This is a genomic window from Thalassoroseus sp., from assembly GCF_984380535.1.
On the sequence record NZ_CFHRBF010000009.1, the window covers coordinates 107,559 to 123,229 of the forward strand.

16 protein-coding genes are annotated in these 15,671 nt (G+C 54.8%); 7 read left to right on the forward strand and 9 right to left on the reverse strand.

Features of this window, described 5'->3' with window-relative positions:
• Positions 1-50 precede the first annotated feature (50 nt).
• Positions 51-1,559, forward strand: coding sequence for a hypothetical protein (locus AC5DDB_RS13980; RefSeq protein WP_491740345.1), 1,509 nt, complete (start codon positions 51-53; stop codon positions 1,557-1,559).
• A 119-nt stretch (positions 1,560-1,678) separates the two neighbouring features.
• Here the strand turns inward: AC5DDB_RS13980 and AC5DDB_RS13985 are convergent, their stop codons facing one another.
• On the reverse strand, positions 1,679-1,900 hold the full coding sequence (locus AC5DDB_RS13985) for a hypothetical protein (protein ID WP_491740346.1): 222 nt from the start codon (positions 1,898-1,900) through the stop codon (positions 1,679-1,681).
• Between the two features lie 253 nt (positions 1,901-2,153).
• Between AC5DDB_RS13985 and AC5DDB_RS13990 the strand changes: the two genes are divergently transcribed.
• Both AC5DDB_RS13990 and AC5DDB_RS13995 read left to right on the forward strand, forming a co-directional pair.
• Positions 2,154-2,873: a pyridoxine 5'-phosphate synthase gene (locus tag AC5DDB_RS13990; protein WP_491740347.1), complete on the forward strand. Its 720-nt coding sequence runs from the start codon at positions 2,154-2,156 to the stop codon at positions 2,871-2,873.
• Between the two features lie 4 nt (positions 2,874-2,877).
• Positions 2,878-4,143 (forward strand): FG-GAP repeat domain-containing protein, encoded by a 1,266-nt coding sequence (locus AC5DDB_RS13995; protein WP_491740348.1) that lies wholly within the window; start codon positions 2,878-2,880, stop codon positions 4,141-4,143.
• A gap of 6 nt (positions 4,144-4,149) precedes the next feature.
• Here AC5DDB_RS13995 and AC5DDB_RS14000 read toward each other — a convergent pair whose 3' ends face one another.
• The 4 genes from AC5DDB_RS14000 to AC5DDB_RS14015 form a co-directional block, all read right to left on the reverse strand.
• Positions 4,150-5,508 carry an NAD-dependent succinate-semialdehyde dehydrogenase gene (locus AC5DDB_RS14000; RefSeq protein WP_491740349.1) on the reverse strand — a complete coding sequence of 453 codons (1,359 nt, stop codon included), beginning with the start codon at positions 5,506-5,508 and terminating at the stop codon, positions 4,150-4,152.
• A 130-nt stretch (positions 5,509-5,638) separates the two neighbouring features.
• Positions 5,639-6,817, reverse strand: a complete 1,179-nt coding sequence (mqnC, locus tag AC5DDB_RS14005; RefSeq protein ID WP_491740350.1) for a cyclic dehypoxanthinyl futalosine synthase — start codon at positions 6,815-6,817, stop codon at positions 5,639-5,641.
• A complete protein-coding gene (locus tag AC5DDB_RS14010) occupies positions 6,747-7,610 on the reverse strand; it encodes a menaquinone biosynthetic enzyme MqnA/MqnD family protein (protein WP_491740351.1) in 864 nt (287 codons plus the stop codon). The genes mqnC and AC5DDB_RS14010 overlap by 71 nt, the downstream gene beginning before the upstream one ends.
• A 48-nt stretch (positions 7,611-7,658) precedes the next feature.
• The gene (locus AC5DDB_RS14015) at positions 7,659-7,838 is read right to left on the reverse strand and encodes a hypothetical protein (RefSeq protein ID WP_491740352.1); all 180 of its coding nucleotides are present in this window, start codon (positions 7,836-7,838) and stop codon (positions 7,659-7,661) included.
• 85 nt (positions 7,839-7,923) lie between these two features.
• Here AC5DDB_RS14015 and AC5DDB_RS14020 point away from each other — a divergent pair, with 85 nt between their 5' ends.
• The 3 genes from AC5DDB_RS14020 to AC5DDB_RS14030 all read left to right on the forward strand — a co-directional run bounded on the left by AC5DDB_RS14020 (position 7,924) and on the right by AC5DDB_RS14030 (position 10,748).
• Entirely contained in the window at positions 7,924-9,237 is a 1,314-nt protein-coding gene (locus tag AC5DDB_RS14020) for a homoserine dehydrogenase (RefSeq protein WP_491740353.1), read from the forward strand.
• A complete protein-coding gene (locus AC5DDB_RS14025) occupies positions 9,237-10,082 on the forward strand; it encodes an SDR family oxidoreductase (protein WP_491740354.1) in 846 nt (281 codons plus the stop codon). Before AC5DDB_RS14020 ends, AC5DDB_RS14025 begins: the two co-directional genes overlap by 1 nt.
• Positions 10,083-10,160: 78 nt before the next feature.
• Positions 10,161-10,748: a hypothetical protein gene (locus AC5DDB_RS14030; RefSeq protein ID WP_491740355.1), complete on the forward strand. Its 588-nt coding sequence runs from the start codon at positions 10,161-10,163 to the stop codon at positions 10,746-10,748.
• Between the two features lie 388 nt (positions 10,749-11,136).
• Here the strand turns inward: AC5DDB_RS14030 and AC5DDB_RS14035 are convergent, their stop codons facing one another.
• Complete coding sequence (locus AC5DDB_RS14035) at positions 11,137-12,054, reverse strand: YdjY domain-containing protein (RefSeq protein WP_491740356.1); 918 nt, start codon at positions 12,052-12,054, stop codon at positions 11,137-11,139.
• A gap of 177 nt (positions 12,055-12,231) precedes the next feature.
• Here AC5DDB_RS14035 and AC5DDB_RS14040 point away from each other — a divergent pair, with 177 nt between their 5' ends.
• Entirely contained in the window at positions 12,232-12,960 is a 729-nt protein-coding gene (locus tag AC5DDB_RS14040; RefSeq protein WP_491740357.1) for a dioxygenase family protein, read from the forward strand.
• A 57-nt stretch (positions 12,961-13,017) separates the two neighbouring features.
• Here the strand turns inward: AC5DDB_RS14040 and AC5DDB_RS14045 are convergent, their stop codons facing one another.
• The 3 genes from AC5DDB_RS14045 to AC5DDB_RS14055 form a co-directional block, all read right to left on the reverse strand.
• The gene (locus tag AC5DDB_RS14045; RefSeq protein ID WP_491740358.1) at positions 13,018-13,878 is read right to left on the reverse strand and encodes an alpha/beta fold hydrolase; all 861 of its coding nucleotides are present in this window, start codon (positions 13,876-13,878) and stop codon (positions 13,018-13,020) included.
• The gene (locus AC5DDB_RS14050) at positions 13,875-14,414 is read right to left on the reverse strand and encodes an O-acetyl-ADP-ribose deacetylase (protein WP_491740359.1); all 540 of its coding nucleotides are present in this window, start codon (positions 14,412-14,414) and stop codon (positions 13,875-13,877) included. The genes AC5DDB_RS14045 and AC5DDB_RS14050 overlap by 4 nt, the downstream gene beginning before the upstream one ends.
• A 77-nt stretch (positions 14,415-14,491) precedes the next feature.
• Positions 14,492-15,547, reverse strand: coding sequence for a hypothetical protein (locus AC5DDB_RS14055; RefSeq protein ID WP_491740360.1), 1,056 nt, complete (start codon positions 15,545-15,547; stop codon positions 14,492-14,494).
• Positions 15,548-15,671: the final 124 nt, after the last annotated feature.

Below are 15,671 nucleotides of genomic sequence, written 5' to 3' on the forward strand. Positions count from 1 at the left end.
GACGACGATGTGGAAACTCCATGGGGGCTATTACCTCAAGGGACGAGTCGATGGCGGCTAACAAACCCACCGCAGTTCACTTCTCGCTGATATTCTTCGTGATGGCGACGATTATTCTCGGCGTGTTCACCTACATCTTTTTAGATGAGGGCCGCGAATTACGTTCCCAACTCGCTGCGATGCAAAGCGAACGTGACAATCAAAAGCAAGTGGCGTTGAACAATGCGAAAGACGTGGAAAGTTTGAAGCAGATTTTGGGGTATCCCGACCTGCAAGCGGTCGGTGATCCGGCCACGCCACAACCTGGCACCGTCCTCTCTGCGTTGGCAGAGGACCTGCAAAACACGGCTGGTCCCGGGGCTGTTGGTCCGAAGACTGTCAAAGAGGGTTTGGCTGATCTGCGAATTACGCTGAACACCACTCAATCGAACTTCACGAACACACAGACTGAAAAGTCCGACCTCGAAAAGCAATTGCAAGTCGTCGATACCCAAGCTCGTAACGACGCCACAACTTACAAGAACGCCGCGACGCAGTCCGAACAAGAGAAGCAAGCGACGTTGGCGGAACACAAACAAGAACAAACGCGATTGCGGAGCGAACTGACCTCGGCTCAGCAGGCGATCAGTCAACGTGAACTGCGGATTCAGCAGATTCAACAGGCCCACGCTCAAGAAATCGCTGCACTCAATCGGCGAATCAACGATTTGAACAACACCAACGAAGACTTGCGTCGCGATTTGGAAGATGTTCGCCGGGTCAGCTTCGAACGGCCGGACGGGAAAATTCAATGGGTCGACAACACCAGCCACCTCGTGTGGATCAACATTGGTGAAGCAGAAGGGCTTGAACCTCGCACCACGTTCAGCATTTATGAAAAAGGTAACCGTGGCGTCGGTCGGGCGAGCGAAGACATCGAACGTGGCCCGGAAGACATCAAAGGTGCGATCGAAGTCACACGGATTTTGGGTGCCCACTCGGCCGAAGCTCGGATTGTGACGGAAGACATCTACAATCCGATCGCGATTGACGATCCGATTTACTCACCGGCTTGGGGGCCGAATCAAACGATGAAGTTCGCATTCGTCGGGTTGATCGATCCTGATGGTGACGGCCAAAGCGATCGTCAGATTCTCAAAGACGCAATCCAAGCTTCAGGAGCAGCCGATTCGATTTGGGTGGATGACCAAGGCAACCGCACCGGTGGCGAAATTGATTCCCGGACGAAGTTCCTCGTCGTCGGTGACATTCCTGACCCAGCGAACATCGCTGAACCGAGCAAAATTGAAGCGGCCAAGGCCATTCAATCTGCTTACACCACCATGGAACAGGAAGCTCGGGAACGCGGCGTGCGAATCATCAGCCTGAACGACTTCATGGCTTTCATCGGATTCACGCCGAAGCAACGTGTGTTCCGTCCGGGTGAACAGCGACCGTTCACGCTGCGGTCTGGTGCTCGTCCAACTAGTACCAATACCGACACCAGCCGTCGCAAATCGAACTCACCGGGTTCGATCTACGGCAACGGCAAATCGCTGAAACCGGCTACGAATTACTAAGTTCGATTGCTAGCTTAGAAACATGGAACGCCTCGGAAATCCGCCGAGGCGTTTTTCTATTGGTGAGATGCCAAAAACTCGGAAGGTAGACATTCCTCACCGCAGAAGGATGGTGAGATTCAGGAGTTCAACGGCCGAATCACGTTGGTCGCTAGCAGAATTCCAAAGACGATTCCCGTGCCGAACAGCAACCACAACACGATCGCCGCCTTCCGCCCACCGAAGCGTTGTGCCAGCCATTGGCCTTTGCGAGTGTGTTCGATGAGCCAGTCCGTTCGCCAGACACCGGTCAGGCAAAGCAGGGCGGTGGCAGTTCCCATAAAAATCTGATGTTTTGGCATCCGTGAATATCCGTTGCAAACAAGTGCGGTCGATCTATGGTAGCAAAACCAGCCGTTTCGAGAAGTTGAACCCGGGATGACTGCGAATTTCTTGGCGTGTTCGCTATATTCCTTCTGGCGCCTAAACTGAAGCCCAAGTGCAACTCGAGCAGTTCAACGAATATCTGAACGGGGTCTGCCACGCGAAAGTCGAAGATTCAGCAACGACTTCGCAGCGACAACGGACCAAGAACGTTCAGAGCGGAGTCCATTCATGCCAGAACTTGGTGTTAATATCGATCATGTCGCGACCTTGCGACAAGCCCGGCTCACGTACGAACCGGACCCGGTTTGGGCGGCGGTTCAGGCGGAATTGGCAGGGGCCGATGGAATTACGGTTCATCTGCGGGAAGATCGTCGGCATATCCAAGACCGCGACGTGATCATGCTGCAGGAGACCGTGCAGGTCAAATTGAATCTCGAAATGGCCGCCGAGGACGAAATCACGCAATTCGCGCTTCGGGTGTCTCCTGATCAAGCGACACTCGTCCCGGAAAAACGGGAAGAGCTGACCACCGAAGGCGGACTCGATCTCCTTTCGGACCCCGATCGAATCCGCCGTTGCGTGGATCAACTCTTGGATGCCGGGATCGACGTGAGCTTGTTTATCGACCCCGATCCTAAACAGATCGAAGCGGCGATTGCTCTCGAAGTTGCTGCTGTCGAGTTGCACACAGGCAACTATGCCGATGCAGAAACCGAGGACGAACAGCACGAGGAAATCGATCGGCTCTCACAAGCTGGCAGTATGGCCATTGAGGGTGGATTACTGCTGCATATGGGGCATGGACTGACTTACCGCAATGTCCGTCCGATCGCGGAAATACCGGACGTTTCGGAACTTAACATCGGGCACAGCATTATTGCCAAAGCGGTTCTCGTCGGCATGCAACAAGCCGTCCGCGATATGAAAGCACTGATCACCCTGGAGTAGAACGATGTCGCTCATCAATCGATCGCAGAGTCGGAAGACGTTCCATAAAAACGTTTGGCGGTCGATGTGCTGGGGCTTCTTCGGTCTTCTGGTGGTATTATCAGTAGACTCGCTGTCTGCGGAACTTTGGCGACGACATACCATTGATGACAGTTCACGAGGAGCCGATGGCGTTCGGTTGGCGGATGTGAACAGTGATGGGCTACCGGACGTTTGCACCGGTTGGGAAGAAGGCGGGATGATCCGCGTTTATCTCAATCCCGGGTCAAAAACGAGTCGAGAACGTTGGCCGGCGGTAACGGTCGGGAAAGTTCGCTCGCCGGAAGATGCGGTGTTCTGTGACTTGGACGACGATGGTAATACCGATGTCGTCAGTTGCTGCGAGGGTGGCAATCGCACGGTGTACTTCCACTGGGCCCCCGACCGTAAACGCTATCTCGATGAAACCGCGTGGAACACCGCAGCGGTTCCTTGCACAGTCAAGCAGCAGATGTGGATGTTCTGCGTCCCGCTGCAAGTGGATGGTCAACACGGCATCGATTTGATCGTCGGTTCCAAAGGTTCAGGAGCGACGATCGGTTGGTTAGAGTCACCCGAAAATCCACGCAACGTCGATGATTGGAAGTTCCATCCGCTTTCGTCGGCGGGGTGGATCATGTCCTTGAAAACGATCGATATGGATGCCGACGGTGATCTCGACATCCTCACATCAGACCGCAAAGGCCAACTTCGTGGGGTGCGGTGGTTGGAAAACCCCGGCGTCGAAGCGGTGCGAAACGGGGCGGGTTGGACCAATCACGTTGTTGGTGGTTCCGGGGCGGAAGTCATGTTTTTGAGTGTGGCGGACTTCAACTCCGATGGCACGGAGGACATTCTATGCAGCACCCGCAACGATCACTTGTTGTATTTCGAACGGGCCGAGAAATCGTCGAATGCATGGACCGAACGGAGGACTGCCAATCCGTTTGATGTGGCCTGGGGAAAGTCGATTTCCGTCGCGGACATGGATAACGATGGCCAACTCGAACTCGTACACCTTTGTAATTCGCAGCGGTTTCCTGAGTCTCCGGCGGCGGCAATCGGTCAGGTTCAGAAGATTACCGAAACCGAGGTCATTGTCGATTGGCAACCGATCTGCGAACCGAAGGTGTATAAGTTCGATCGCAGTGAGTTGATCGATCTCGATGGAGATGGCGATCTCGATGTGCTGACCTGTGAAGAACGCGACAATCTCGGCGTGATTTGGTACGAGAACCCGCATCGCAACTGACGAACGCTATTCGACAGTGACCGTTTTTACGTTCACGAACTCGCGGATTCCCCACTGACCGAGTTCCCGACCAAAACCGGATTGTTTGATGCCGCCGAATGGCAACCGTGGGTCGGACGCGACCATACCATTGATCGCGACGGTTCCGCATTCGAGTTGACCGGCGATCGATTTCGCCTGTTCCAAGTTCCGTGTAAACACGGAGCCGCCCAAACCATAGCGGGAACGATTCGCAAGTTCGACCGCTTCGTCGGCGTTCGCCACTTTGGTAATCGCAGCCACCGGCCCGAATGTTTCTTCATCGAACACCGGCATTCCCGGACGGACATTCGTGAGGATTGTCGGAGCATAGAAAAAACCGGCCCGGTCGATCGGTTCTCCACCGAGTCGTAACTCAGCGCCGGCTTCGATCGAAGCTCGGACTTGCTCGTGCAACTCGTCACGCAGATCTTCGCGACAAAGCGGACCAATGTCGGTCTTGGGATCGAGTGGATCGCCGATCGAAAGTTTTCGGGTTTCGGCCACCATTCGTTCTGCGAATTCGTCGGCGATTCTTTGGTCGACTAAGAACCGCTTGGCGGCAATGCAGCTCTGACCGGTGTTCTGCGTGCGAGCTTTGACGGCCCACTCGACAGCAGCCGATAGGTCCGCATCGGCTAACACAATAAACGGGTCGGACCCGCCCAGTTCCAGCACCACCTTCTTCAACGCTTTCCCGGCCTGTGCCGCCACAATCGCACCGGCTTTCTCGCTGCCGGTCAGAGTGACGGCTTGAATCACATCGTGCTCGATAACCGATTCGACCGTCTTTGCCTCGATCATGAGATTCGTCACCAACCCGTCGGGCGTCTTCGGGTCGGCACACAACTCTTCAATCTTTCGAGCTACGCCGAAAACACTCGAAGCATGTTTGAGCACGACGGTATTCCCAGCCATCACTGCTGGAGCGATATGCCGGAATACTTGCCAGTAGGGAAAGTTCCAGGGCATGATCGCCAGGATCGGTCCTAAGGGATCGAATCGGACGTAAGATTCGGCGTGCTCGGTAGAGATCGATTCGGGGGTCAAGTATCGCTCGGCATGGTCCGCATAATGTCGGCAGACCCGCGTACACTTTTGGACTTCAGATTCCGCTTGCGAGATCGGCTTGCCCATTTCGAGAGTCATCAGCCGAGCAAGTTCACTGACGCGGGACTCCAACCGGTCGGCAATTCGTTGCAACAGGGCCGACCGTGTGGCGAACGTCGTCGTCTTCCAAGTTTCGTAGGCCGTGTGGGACTGCTCAAGTCGCTGTTGCACCTCTTGAGGGCTCAGCATCTCGTATTCGGCAAGTGATTCAGCAGTTGCGGGGTTGATGGTTTTCATCTTGCACCTTCGCGTTGGAGTTGATTCAACGCGAAGGTGGTGCAAACGCAATGCCAGCCGTGAACTTGCCGATTCGGGCGTCGATCGTCGCGAATTTGATCCACACCGAATCAACCTGGCCGACACTCGATCAGGAACCCAAGGCTTCGGACTCGTCGATCAATTCATAAAACACATTGCGTTGTCGAGGGATATAACCGGCCTCTTGAATACATCGTCGCAAGGATTCCACGGACAAATGATGCACCGTGCCCGCTTCACTGACGACGTTTTCCTCGATCATCAGACTACCCATGTCGTTCGCACCGAAGAACAACGCAACCTGCCCGATTTTCTCGCCCTGTGTGACCCAGGAAGATTGAATGTTCGGCACGTTATCGAGGAACAGTCGAGCGACGGCCTGAGTTTTTAGGTACTCGAAGGCACCAGCGGGCGGAAGTTGGGACATGTCCGTGCCGCCTTTGCGACCGTTCTCGGCATCGCGACCGAACCACGGAGCGACGTGCGGCGGTTGGTGCGTCCAACAGATAAACGCGGTGAACCCGCCAGTTTCGTCTTGTAGTTCGCGAATGCGGTCCAAGTGTTCGATGCGTTCGGCGAGTGTTTCGACGTGTCCGAACATCATCGTCGCGGTCGATTTTCCGCCAAGTTGGTGCCAAACGCGATTGACGTTCAACCAGTCTTCCGTCAGCGCCTTTCCTCGGGTGACGGCTTTGCGGACGCGGTCCACGAGAATCTCACCACCCCCACCCGGAATACTCCCGAGACCGGCGTTTTTGAGTCGCTCCAACACCGTCTGCAACGGTAGCTTGGAAATCTTCATAAAATGGTGGATTTCGGGCGGGCTGAACGCGTGCAGATTGACCTGCGGAAAACGCTCTTTGATCGACCGCAACAAATTCTCGTACCACTCCAAGGGCAACGTCGGGTGGAGTCCGCCTTGCATCAGGATCTGATCGCCGCCGAGATCGACGGTTTCCTGAATCTTTTGGAACAGCACCTCCTCAGACAGCACGTACGCTTCCTCGTGACCTTCCGGACGGTAGAACGCACAGAAGTCACAAACAGCGGTGCAAGCGTTGCTGTAGTTGATGTTGCGGTCGATATTGTACGTGCGGATTCGTTCGGGATGCATCCGCTCCGTCACGGCATGAGCTGCTTCGCCGATGGAGATCAAGTCGTGCGAGTGCAACAGCGAGAGGGCATCGTCCGTCGAAAGTCGTTCGCCCGCGACCGTTTTAGCGAGCAGCGATTTCAGTTCGTCGGGGCTGAGAGTCGGAGACGGGACGGTCGCTGTGAGAGTGGTCATGATGGTTTCGAGAGTTGGAAGGTCGGCAGTTGTTGAAAACGAACTCGGTTTCCGTCGAGAAAAACTGATTCTGAATGGCCAGTTGTTGGAACAATCGTAAGCCGCTGCGTTCGGCGGAACCGAGTTTGAAGTAAAGATTCTCTTGCAAGTAACGGGTGGCAATATCTTCGCTGAGTCCTAACCCGGCGGCTTCGCGACTGGCAATTTCCGGTAGTCGACTCACGCCGCGGTCTCGGGCCTCGGTAAGGGCATTTTCAACGCCATCGAGCGGCGTGTCCTTGCGTGCGGCCCAAAGTGCGAACACAAATGGCAAACCCGTCCAGCGAAGCCATTCCGCCCCAAGATCCCAAGCATCGTGGAAGGTTTCCGTCGGCGGATGCATGGCTCGATCACCGATCATCAAAACGGCGTCTGCCGGGCTGGATTCCGCAGATTCGCCAATTGGTAGCGGCATCAATTCCGGGTGCACGCCGAACCGTTCCGCGAGCAGAATTCGGGCAAGAGCCGCACTCGTACGAGAACCCTCATCGAGCGCCAAACGACGAATTTCGCCCCACGGTTTGCGGGTGTACAGTTTGACGCTCATCACTTCGCCGTGTGTCGCCACGCAAGCATCGGACACAATTTCATAATCGGCATGACGCAGGAATTCGAACGAGGGGATCAACGCGACATCCAATTCCCCGCCGGCCAAATCGTCCGCGAGTCGGCTCGGGTAATCCAGCGTCAACTCGGCGGATGAGGCCAAATGTTCGAGTTCTTCGATCAAGGGTTTCGAGTTCAAGTAACTCACTGCCCCAATTCGCACCGGACGAAACATGGTTAGTCTGACTCTCGGAGTTCAGTAGGGTGCGTCGTGACACACCGCAATCGTCGAACCGTTACCAAATTGATGCGTCACGACGCACCCGACTTGCGTTTTCGGAACGCTGGGCAGATTATAGGCGTCTTTTCCCGGACCGCAAACCGGGCGGTTCCGATCGCGTGGCAATCCGCTGTCCCAGCGATTACTATGCGTCACCAGTTAACCGTGTATTCTCCTCCGGATTAACAGGCTTCTTGGGAAAAAGCAGCCGACCGGATTTTTTTGAGCATTTCCAAAATTTATGACCAATCCCATCTCCGTTGCAATCGTCGGCTTGGGAACCGTTGGCACCGGTGTGGCGAAATTGCTGCTCCACAATGCGGATCGGTTGAAAACGCGGTCCGGGCGGGAAATTCATCTTCGCCGGGCAGTCTGCCGAGATCTCTCCAAACCGCGTGAAATCGATCTTCCCGAGGGTGTGCTGACCGACGATTGGCGGACCGTCTTAGATGACGAGGAAGTCTCGGTCGTCGTGCAATTGGTCGGCGGGACGACAATCGCCCGGGAAATGATGGCCGCTTTCCTGCAGGCCGGCAAAGACGTCGTCACAGCGAACAAAGCGCTCTTGTGTGAACATGGTGAAGAACTGTTCCAACTTGCGCGGGAACACAATTGCACTATCGCCTTTGAAGCCGCCGTCGCCGGTGGGATTCCGATTATCGCTGCGATCGGGCAATCGATGACGGCGAACCAGATTCGTTCGATTGAAGCCATTCTCAACGGCACGAGCAATTACATTCTGACCGAAATGCTTTCGCAGGGACGGTCGTACGAAGACGCACTGCGACAGGCCCAGGACCTCGGGTATGCCGAAGCCGATCCGACGATGGATGTCGACGGCACCGATGCCGCTCAAAAGTTGACGATTCTCGCTCGGTTGGCGTTCGGGACGACGGTTTCGCTCGATGAATTTCCCCGGCAAGGCATCGATTCGGTAGCGCTCGCCGATCTTCAATATGCGGCTGAATTGGGGTATCGGATCAAATTACTCGGTGTGGCGAAGGTCGTGGACGGGCATTTGGAGATGCACGTTCAACCCACGCTCGTGAAACAAGACCGACCGGTGGCGCAGGCGGACGGGGCGTTTAATATTATTGCGGTGGATGGCGATGCCGTCGGACGAACTTGGTACACCGGCCCGGGAGCCGGTCAAATGCCGACGGCTTCGGCAGTCGTGGCGGACTTGATTGACACCGTCGCCGGTCGCACACGGCTGACGTTCCCGTTGCTGGATCTGTGGGGCGAACGTCCACCGTTGCCGGTGCAGGCTTCCGATGACATTACCAGCCGATATTTCTTGCGGTTCAACATGGAAGACCGTCCGCACGTGTTCGCGGAGATCGCGGATATTCTCGGACGCAACGGCATCAGCTTGGCATCGATCATTCAACACGAAGCGCCGGAGTCTGAACCGCAAGCGGGTTCGCAGCCGATGGTTCCCGTGGTCGTGATGACACACCGCACGACACGCGGACGGATGCAGGCGGCCGAACGGGAGTTCTCAGAATTGAACACGTTGCAACCGCCGTGGATTCTGTTACCGGTTGCCGATTGATGGCTGCCCGTCGGATTCTCATCACCGGTGCGAACGCGGGCATCGGTTACGAGACGGCACTTGGGTTGGCTCGCACCGGGGCTGAGGTGGTGATGCTGTGTCGCAGCGAAGATCGCGGCATGGCGGCTCGGAATCGGATTCGCTGGGAAAGCCGGAACGAATCCGTTGAACTGATGCTCTGCGATTTGTCCTCGCAAGACTCGATTCGAAAGTTTGCTGCGGAGTTTCAGACGCGTTATTCGTCGTTGGATGTGCTGATCAACAATGCTGCCGTTTTGCCTGCGACCCGGCAACTCACGGTGGACGGCATCGAATTGCAGTGGGCGGTCAATCAGCTTGCACCGTTCTTGCTCACGCATTTGCTGCGGGAGAGTTTGCTCGCTGCGAAGTCTGCGCGAGTTCTAAACGTCTCTTCGGGAATGCATCGACGGGGAACGATCGACTTCGAAAACCTGCAAGGTGAGCGGAGGTATCATCCACGGACAATCTACGCCCAAACGAAACTGGCGAATGTGTTGTTCACCGTCGAGTTGGCAGAGCGTTGGCGAGAAACCGGAATCACGTGCAACGCACTTCATCCCGGCACGATTGCAACGGGCTTGTACCAAAAATTTCTCGGTTTGCCGAAGGCGTTGGGTTTTGTTTCTCGCTGGTGGGGCAGGAGTCCCAAGAATGGTGCGGAGACGTCAATTTACCTGGCGACCGCGGACGAAGTCGCTGGGCAAACCGGCCAGTATTTTCGGAACTGCCGACCGGCGGCGATGAATCCCATGGCAAGCGATCCCGATTTGCGGACGCGACTGTGGGACGTGTGTTTTTCGATGACCGGATTGGAATCGTCTTAGATACTGAAAGTTCTGGATTTTCAAGCGTCGCAAAGGATATGATTTGTAGGAACAACACCTCTGAAGCGAATCGCGATCATGTCCAACCGCATTCAACTAGGACACGCCGACCAACTTTACGTGCGGAATCTTTATTTGTGCGTCTATCTGTACGGTCGCAATACGGACGACGAACCGTGCTACGCTTATTTCGGCATCTTTCTAGACACCTTCTTGACGATGTGGGCGGACATCCAAGATGGGCAAGCGGTAAACCCGAAAGATCACCAAGCCTTGGTGCTTTCGCGTGGTATCGGTTTGCCATCGCCAGATGTGCAAGACTTCATGAGGCGGAAATTTAGTTTTCGCCACGCCCCTGAAGAGGTTGTGCTGGAAATCTCTCGTCCGGAGTCTCGGTTCTCGAGCCAACTCCCGCGGAAAGAGAAACTTGTGCCGAAGTCGTCCCATGCGGAAGCCGAAAAACGGGACGACGATTTCGATGAAGACGAGAACGACTTTCCCTTCGCTGCCGACTCAATCACCGAAACACGCATCGGCTCTGCCCATGCCGAAATTAGCACAAGTCAAGAAGACGCGATCTATAGCCTCATGCAGAAGCTCATCAACACCGTCAACGACTCCCTCGAGATTGCAACAGATTTCCAAATCCGAGTACTTCACAAGTGACTCAGAAAGCGATCCTCGCGACCGATCTGCTTGAAGCGTCGTCTCGTATGCAGGGTGTCCGGAATGTAGGGTGCGTGAAGCACGATTGCGCATCTGTGGGATTGCAGAGGAACACAACCCATTGGACGCCAGCAGGGCAGGAAATTGCATGTATTAGAGACAATATTACGTAACATTCAATGCAGTTTATACTTGGGTGGCATGCCCACTGTTTGGGGTGGGCATGGGCCAGCGATGTTTGAATGTCTAATCATGCCCACGTAAAACCGTGGGCATGCCACCCACGACGCTATATCGATGCAATTTCCTGCAGTGGCAGCCGTTAACGCTGACAAATGCGAAATCAGAGAAGCGAAGCGTAACGCACCGACACCAACCCTTACATCTTCTAATTCTTCTGAATTTCCAACTTGCCTTTGGGGATGATTTCCAAGGTTACGACGGTGTCTTTCGCGGGAATGCGTTCGGTCCAGGCTTCATAGAGTAAGCTGCTTGCGCCGCTGGCGGAACTTTCTTCGTTGATGTCGATCATGGCGGTGGCGAAGTTGGCGACACAGATGAAGTCGCCGCCCTCGGCCTGATAGATACGTTTGCCCTTGTCCGGGCCTTCCGGCACCACATAGAACCCACTGCCGCAGAACACCCATTCGGCGTCCATCTGTCGTGGTTGACTCTCTTCGTAGAACCGTCGAATGGCTGCTTGGAACGGTTTGTTGTCTGTCATTTTGAGAAACTCGTCACGTTGTTTCTCGGTCATTGGGCCGTACCAATAGAGTTCCTTAATCTTCGGGTCATACCGCAGTTCTCCGCCTTTTGGCAGCGTCACTCCCTTTGGCAGCGTTTCCATCTCAGCCACGTAGAACCGGTGAATGGCTCGACGAATCCAAGTTTTGACGTTCACCCGGTGAATCTTGTCTTTCTCGTCGGTCCAGGTGGCAAAGATGTCGAGTTTTTCGCCAGTCGGTGGATAGAACGTCTCGTTCTCGTACCGCACGGGTTTGCCAGCTTCGGCTCCCAATGCGAGGAGACCGGAGTGAATCATATAAGCGTCAGCATCGACGGAAAGAATCGACTCGTGTTCCTTCGTTTGCTGTTTACATAACAGCATTTCGAGCGTGCCTTCACGAAGGACAACTTTCGTTTTCACAATAATCTGCTTGTCATCGCGGTCGAGGAGGACCGTTTTCTGTTTGTTCAGCGGAACCGGCTTGGCGGCGGACGTTTTTAGCTTGTCGTCCGCACGACCAATGAGCGGGAAAAGCGATAACATCATCGAAAGAAAGCAGCAACCGAGCACGGGATTCATATCGAGTTTCCTTCTGAAGACGTGGTGTCGCCCGCAAGCTAAACGCGGGAAACCGCAACACGGTCGATCGATTTCGACGGAACTTTTTCCGGAATTCGGGGTTAGTACTCTCACGATACTACGTATCGTTTGATAGTCAGACGAATTGAGCGCTCGAATCCCACAGGAATCCTGGACATGACGAACAAATATCAATTCCACGTGAGCCGACGGCATTTCCTAGGCGGCTTGACGGCTCTAGGAGTGACCGCCTGGACCACGCCGGGTGCGTTCGCGGACGAATTGGCCCGTACACCCCGCATGACCGAAGGTCCATTCTACCCTGACAAGTTGCCGCTCGATACTGATAACGACCTGATTGTCCTCAACGACAAATTGACACCAGCAGTCGGAGAAATTACCCATCTTTCGGGGCGAATCTTGGGGCCGTCCGGCGAACCACTTCGCAATGCGGTCATCGAAATTTGGCAAGTCGACCACAACGGCGCCTACCTGCACTCTGGCACAAGCAACGCTGACAAACAGGACAAAAACTTCCAAGGGTTCGGGCGGTTCACAACTGGTAGCGATGGCCGTTATTACTTCCGCACCGTGAAACCCGTGCCATATCCTGGCCGTACGCCGCACATTCACTTTCTGGTACGCAAGGGGGAAAGTCGACTGTTGACGAGTCAGTTCTTCGTCAAAGGTCATGAGCAAAATCAACGCGACGGTATTTATCGCAGCATCGATCCCAAAGTGAAAAGCCTCGTCGACGTCGAATTCAAACCGATGCCAGACAGCAAGCATGGCGAATTGTTGGCTCAGGCTGATATCGTCGTCGGTTTGACGCCCGAAGAAACAGAACGTCGTAGACCGGGTGGTCGGCGTCCCGGTGGTCCGCCACCGCGTCGTCCGCGTCAGTAAACCGGCAGAAATGGAATTCGTTACCCGCGTGGCAATGTCGCTTTTGACCGGTCTTGTTCAAGCACGAGCTGCGCGGGCGACCTGCGTTTCGAGCCACTTCTGCCAATCTATGATAAAGGGGCAGTCGTGTTCAAATTCCAACGTGTGGGCGGCATTCGGGTATTCGATGAGTGTTTTCTCGTTGGTCGGCAGTCGCGTGAACCAATCTCGCGTTGCCGGGTTGTCGATGATGCGATCGGTTCCCGCGAGCATCAGGAGCGTCGGGACTTGAATCGAATCGGCCGCCGCCTGGGCCTCACGTTCGAGGATGATTCCGGCAACGACCAGGGAAGTCGTGATCTCCCGCAAAGTGTTTTCATCCGTGCGAATGAACTCTTGCTGGTCAGGTTCGTTGGTAAACAACGCGGGATCAGCCAGGGGAATCTTGACGCGATGGTGTATCTTGCCGACTGCCATCGCCGCTTTCAATGCTAGCCGTTGATACCACCGCGGACCGACGCGTCCGTAGATGCCGGGACAAAGCAGGGTGAGACCGGCGATCAAATCCGGTCGTCGTTTCGCAATCACCGCCGCTAGACGCGCTCCCCAACTGATGCCGGTTAGAAAGATCGGCTCGTCGCCTCGGATTGATGTCAGGAACTGCACGACATCGTTGACCAGACGCTCGGCGTGTACCGTGTGGCCGCGATCGCGTTTGTTCAAGCCGGAACCGCGACGGTCGAGAAATCGCACATCAAAACCGGCTTTGGCGAGTTCGGCACACGACTTCCCATACCAACCTGCATGGCTTTGAATGCCGTGTAGACACACCACGACTCCCAGCGGCAGGGTGTTTAGTTGCCAATGGTGAATGAAGAACGAATAACCGTCGGAAGCTGTGAACGTCTCGGTCGTCTGAACAATGGAAGAATCCGTCACGCGGTCATCGACTCCAGCACACGGGCGAAGGCACCGTAGGCACCGGCTCCGAAGAGAACAAACCGCACATGGGCCGGTTTTTGATGTTCGATGAGAAAATCTCGCACGGTCGTTAGCGAATGTTCGGCTGCAAGGTCCATTGGGTAACCGTAAACACCCGTGCTGATTGCAGGGAAGGCGATCGATCGGCAAGCCCGTTCGGTCGCTAATTCCAAGCACGAGCGGTATGCGGAGACGAGCAGTTCCGGCTCGCCGTTTTGACCGCCACTCCAGATCGGTCCGACGGCGTGGAAGATGTACGTCGCGGAGAGTTTCCCCGCACCGGTTGCCACCGCTTTTCCAGTCGGGCAACCGTTGGGGTGTTCTCGGTCCGTTTCTTCCATAATCTGCGGACCACCCGCACGGTGAATCGCGCCGTCGACACCACCCCCACCCGCAAGCGCCGAGTTAGCGGCATTCACAATAGCATCGACTTCCTGGGTCGTAATATCACCCTGAGCGAGTTCGATCCGACACGATCCGAATTGCACTTGCATGGAATACGATCCCGATACCGGAGTCAAAGCTTCAGCAAGATTCCGAAAATGCATTCTGACTCGGGGTTATCACTGCGTCATTTCGTATTAGCAGCAGCGTCTTTAGCTCGCTGCCTGGCTATCTCTTGCAATGTATTATAGATGTCTTCGATGCGGTCGACGGAAATCGGTACAAACCGTTCCTTTGAGTTGCGATACAACGTTTTTGCTGTTTTTGGATTCACACCATCATAGTATTGCGTCGAGTTTGGCAGTGAGATCGATAAGTCTTCCGGCGTTGGCTTGTACGACAGATCTAGTTCTTCGACTTTCATCTCGTGAACTTCTACATACGCAGTGTCATCCGCCGACGGAACCGGATCTATGAGCATCGCGTGGGTCGGGAAATAGGCGTTGTTCTCTTCGTGCACATCGAGTAGGTACATCTGACTGCTGAGTTCGCCTGTGCGGGGCCGGATATAGTCGGTCCGGAAACTTAAGTACCCTCGAGAAGGGTCGATCCAACGGACTACGTTGATTGAGTCATAATCGGCGGCCTGCGTCACGCGAATGTATGATCGATCGTCGAGCTTGACCTGGTCGATACGAAAATTTGCTCCTTCAAAGTTTCGTGCGGAGGCATAGTCAACCGAACTAGCCAACGACACGTCGGCATCTCTGGCCAAGTTGAAAGGATGGTACCTAACGTGCAGTTTGTCGTTCTTTGGCGAATACACGATAGCATTGTTGACTAGACCGTCATGGTGAATCGCGTAAGCGCCTTTGGCCGCAACCGTCTCTGGAACTAGGAGTCCGTCGTCCGACTGAAGTTCTTTTGCGAGCTTCTCTCTGTCTAGGTCGGTCTTGATTGTGAAGCTGTCTTTGTCGAAGAAGAATGTGTACTCGCGGTTGAGACGTGGTTTCTTGTCATTCCATTTGCTCGCGAGAGCATCAGCCTCGGAATCTGCACTCGTTCGGGTATACCGAAAGCGACACTTCCCATGCTCAAACGCGGATCGATTGGCTAGATAAGCTTCTTTCAACTCTTTCAACTGCGATCGCACGTCATTCGCTGTCGCCGGTTCAATTGGAATTAGCAACCCGCATAAACTGCAGATTGTCAAGCTAGTCGCGAATGCTTTACTGAGAGACATTTCGGACACTCCCTTGAACAGAAATATTAGTCAGTCCGGCTGTGTCTGACGACTTTGCAGATGTTAGGTGCAGCTTGGCCTGCATCGTCTAAGCATGAGTGCCCATCAGTACTGGTTGCAGAAG

What these genes read in the sequence shown, in the direction of transcription:
- AC5DDB_RS13980 (WP_491740345.1), top strand. Translation starts at nt 51, where the DNA reads ATGGCGGCTAACAAACCCACCGCAGTTCACTTCTCGCTGATATTCTTC.
- AC5DDB_RS13985 (WP_491740346.1), bottom strand. Translation starts at nt 1,900, where the DNA reads ATGCCAAAACATCAGATTTTTATGGGAACTGCCACCGCCCTGCTTTGC.
- AC5DDB_RS13990 (WP_491740347.1), top strand. Translation starts at nt 2,154, where the DNA reads ATGCCAGAACTTGGTGTTAATATCGATCATGTCGCGACCTTGCGACAA.
- AC5DDB_RS13995 (WP_491740348.1), top strand. Translation starts at nt 2,878, where the DNA reads ATGTCGCTCATCAATCGATCGCAGAGTCGGAAGACGTTCCATAAAAAC.
- AC5DDB_RS14000 (WP_491740349.1), bottom strand. Translation starts at nt 5,508, where the DNA reads ATGAAAACCATCAACCCCGCAACTGCTGAATCACTTGCCGAATACGAG.
- mqnC (WP_491740350.1), bottom strand. Translation starts at nt 6,817, where the DNA reads ATGACCACTCTCACAGCGACCGTCCCGTCTCCGACTCTCAGCCCCGAC.
- AC5DDB_RS14020 (WP_491740353.1), top strand. Translation starts at nt 7,924, where the DNA reads ATGACCAATCCCATCTCCGTTGCAATCGTCGGCTTGGGAACCGTTGGC.
- AC5DDB_RS14025 (WP_491740354.1), top strand. Translation starts at nt 9,237, where the DNA reads ATGGCTGCCCGTCGGATTCTCATCACCGGTGCGAACGCGGGCATCGGT.
- AC5DDB_RS14030 (WP_491740355.1), top strand. Translation starts at nt 10,161, where the DNA reads ATGTCCAACCGCATTCAACTAGGACACGCCGACCAACTTTACGTGCGG.
- AC5DDB_RS14035 (WP_491740356.1), bottom strand. Translation starts at nt 12,054, where the DNA reads ATGAATCCCGTGCTCGGTTGCTGCTTTCTTTCGATGATGTTATCGCTT.
- AC5DDB_RS14040 (WP_491740357.1), top strand. Translation starts at nt 12,232, where the DNA reads ATGACGAACAAATATCAATTCCACGTGAGCCGACGGCATTTCCTAGGC.
- AC5DDB_RS14050 (WP_491740359.1), bottom strand. Translation starts at nt 14,414, where the DNA reads ATGCAAGTGCAATTCGGATCGTGTCGGATCGAACTCGCTCAGGGTGAT.
- AC5DDB_RS14055 (WP_491740360.1), bottom strand. Translation starts at nt 15,547, where the DNA reads ATGTCTCTCAGTAAAGCATTCGCGACTAGCTTGACAATCTGCAGTTTA.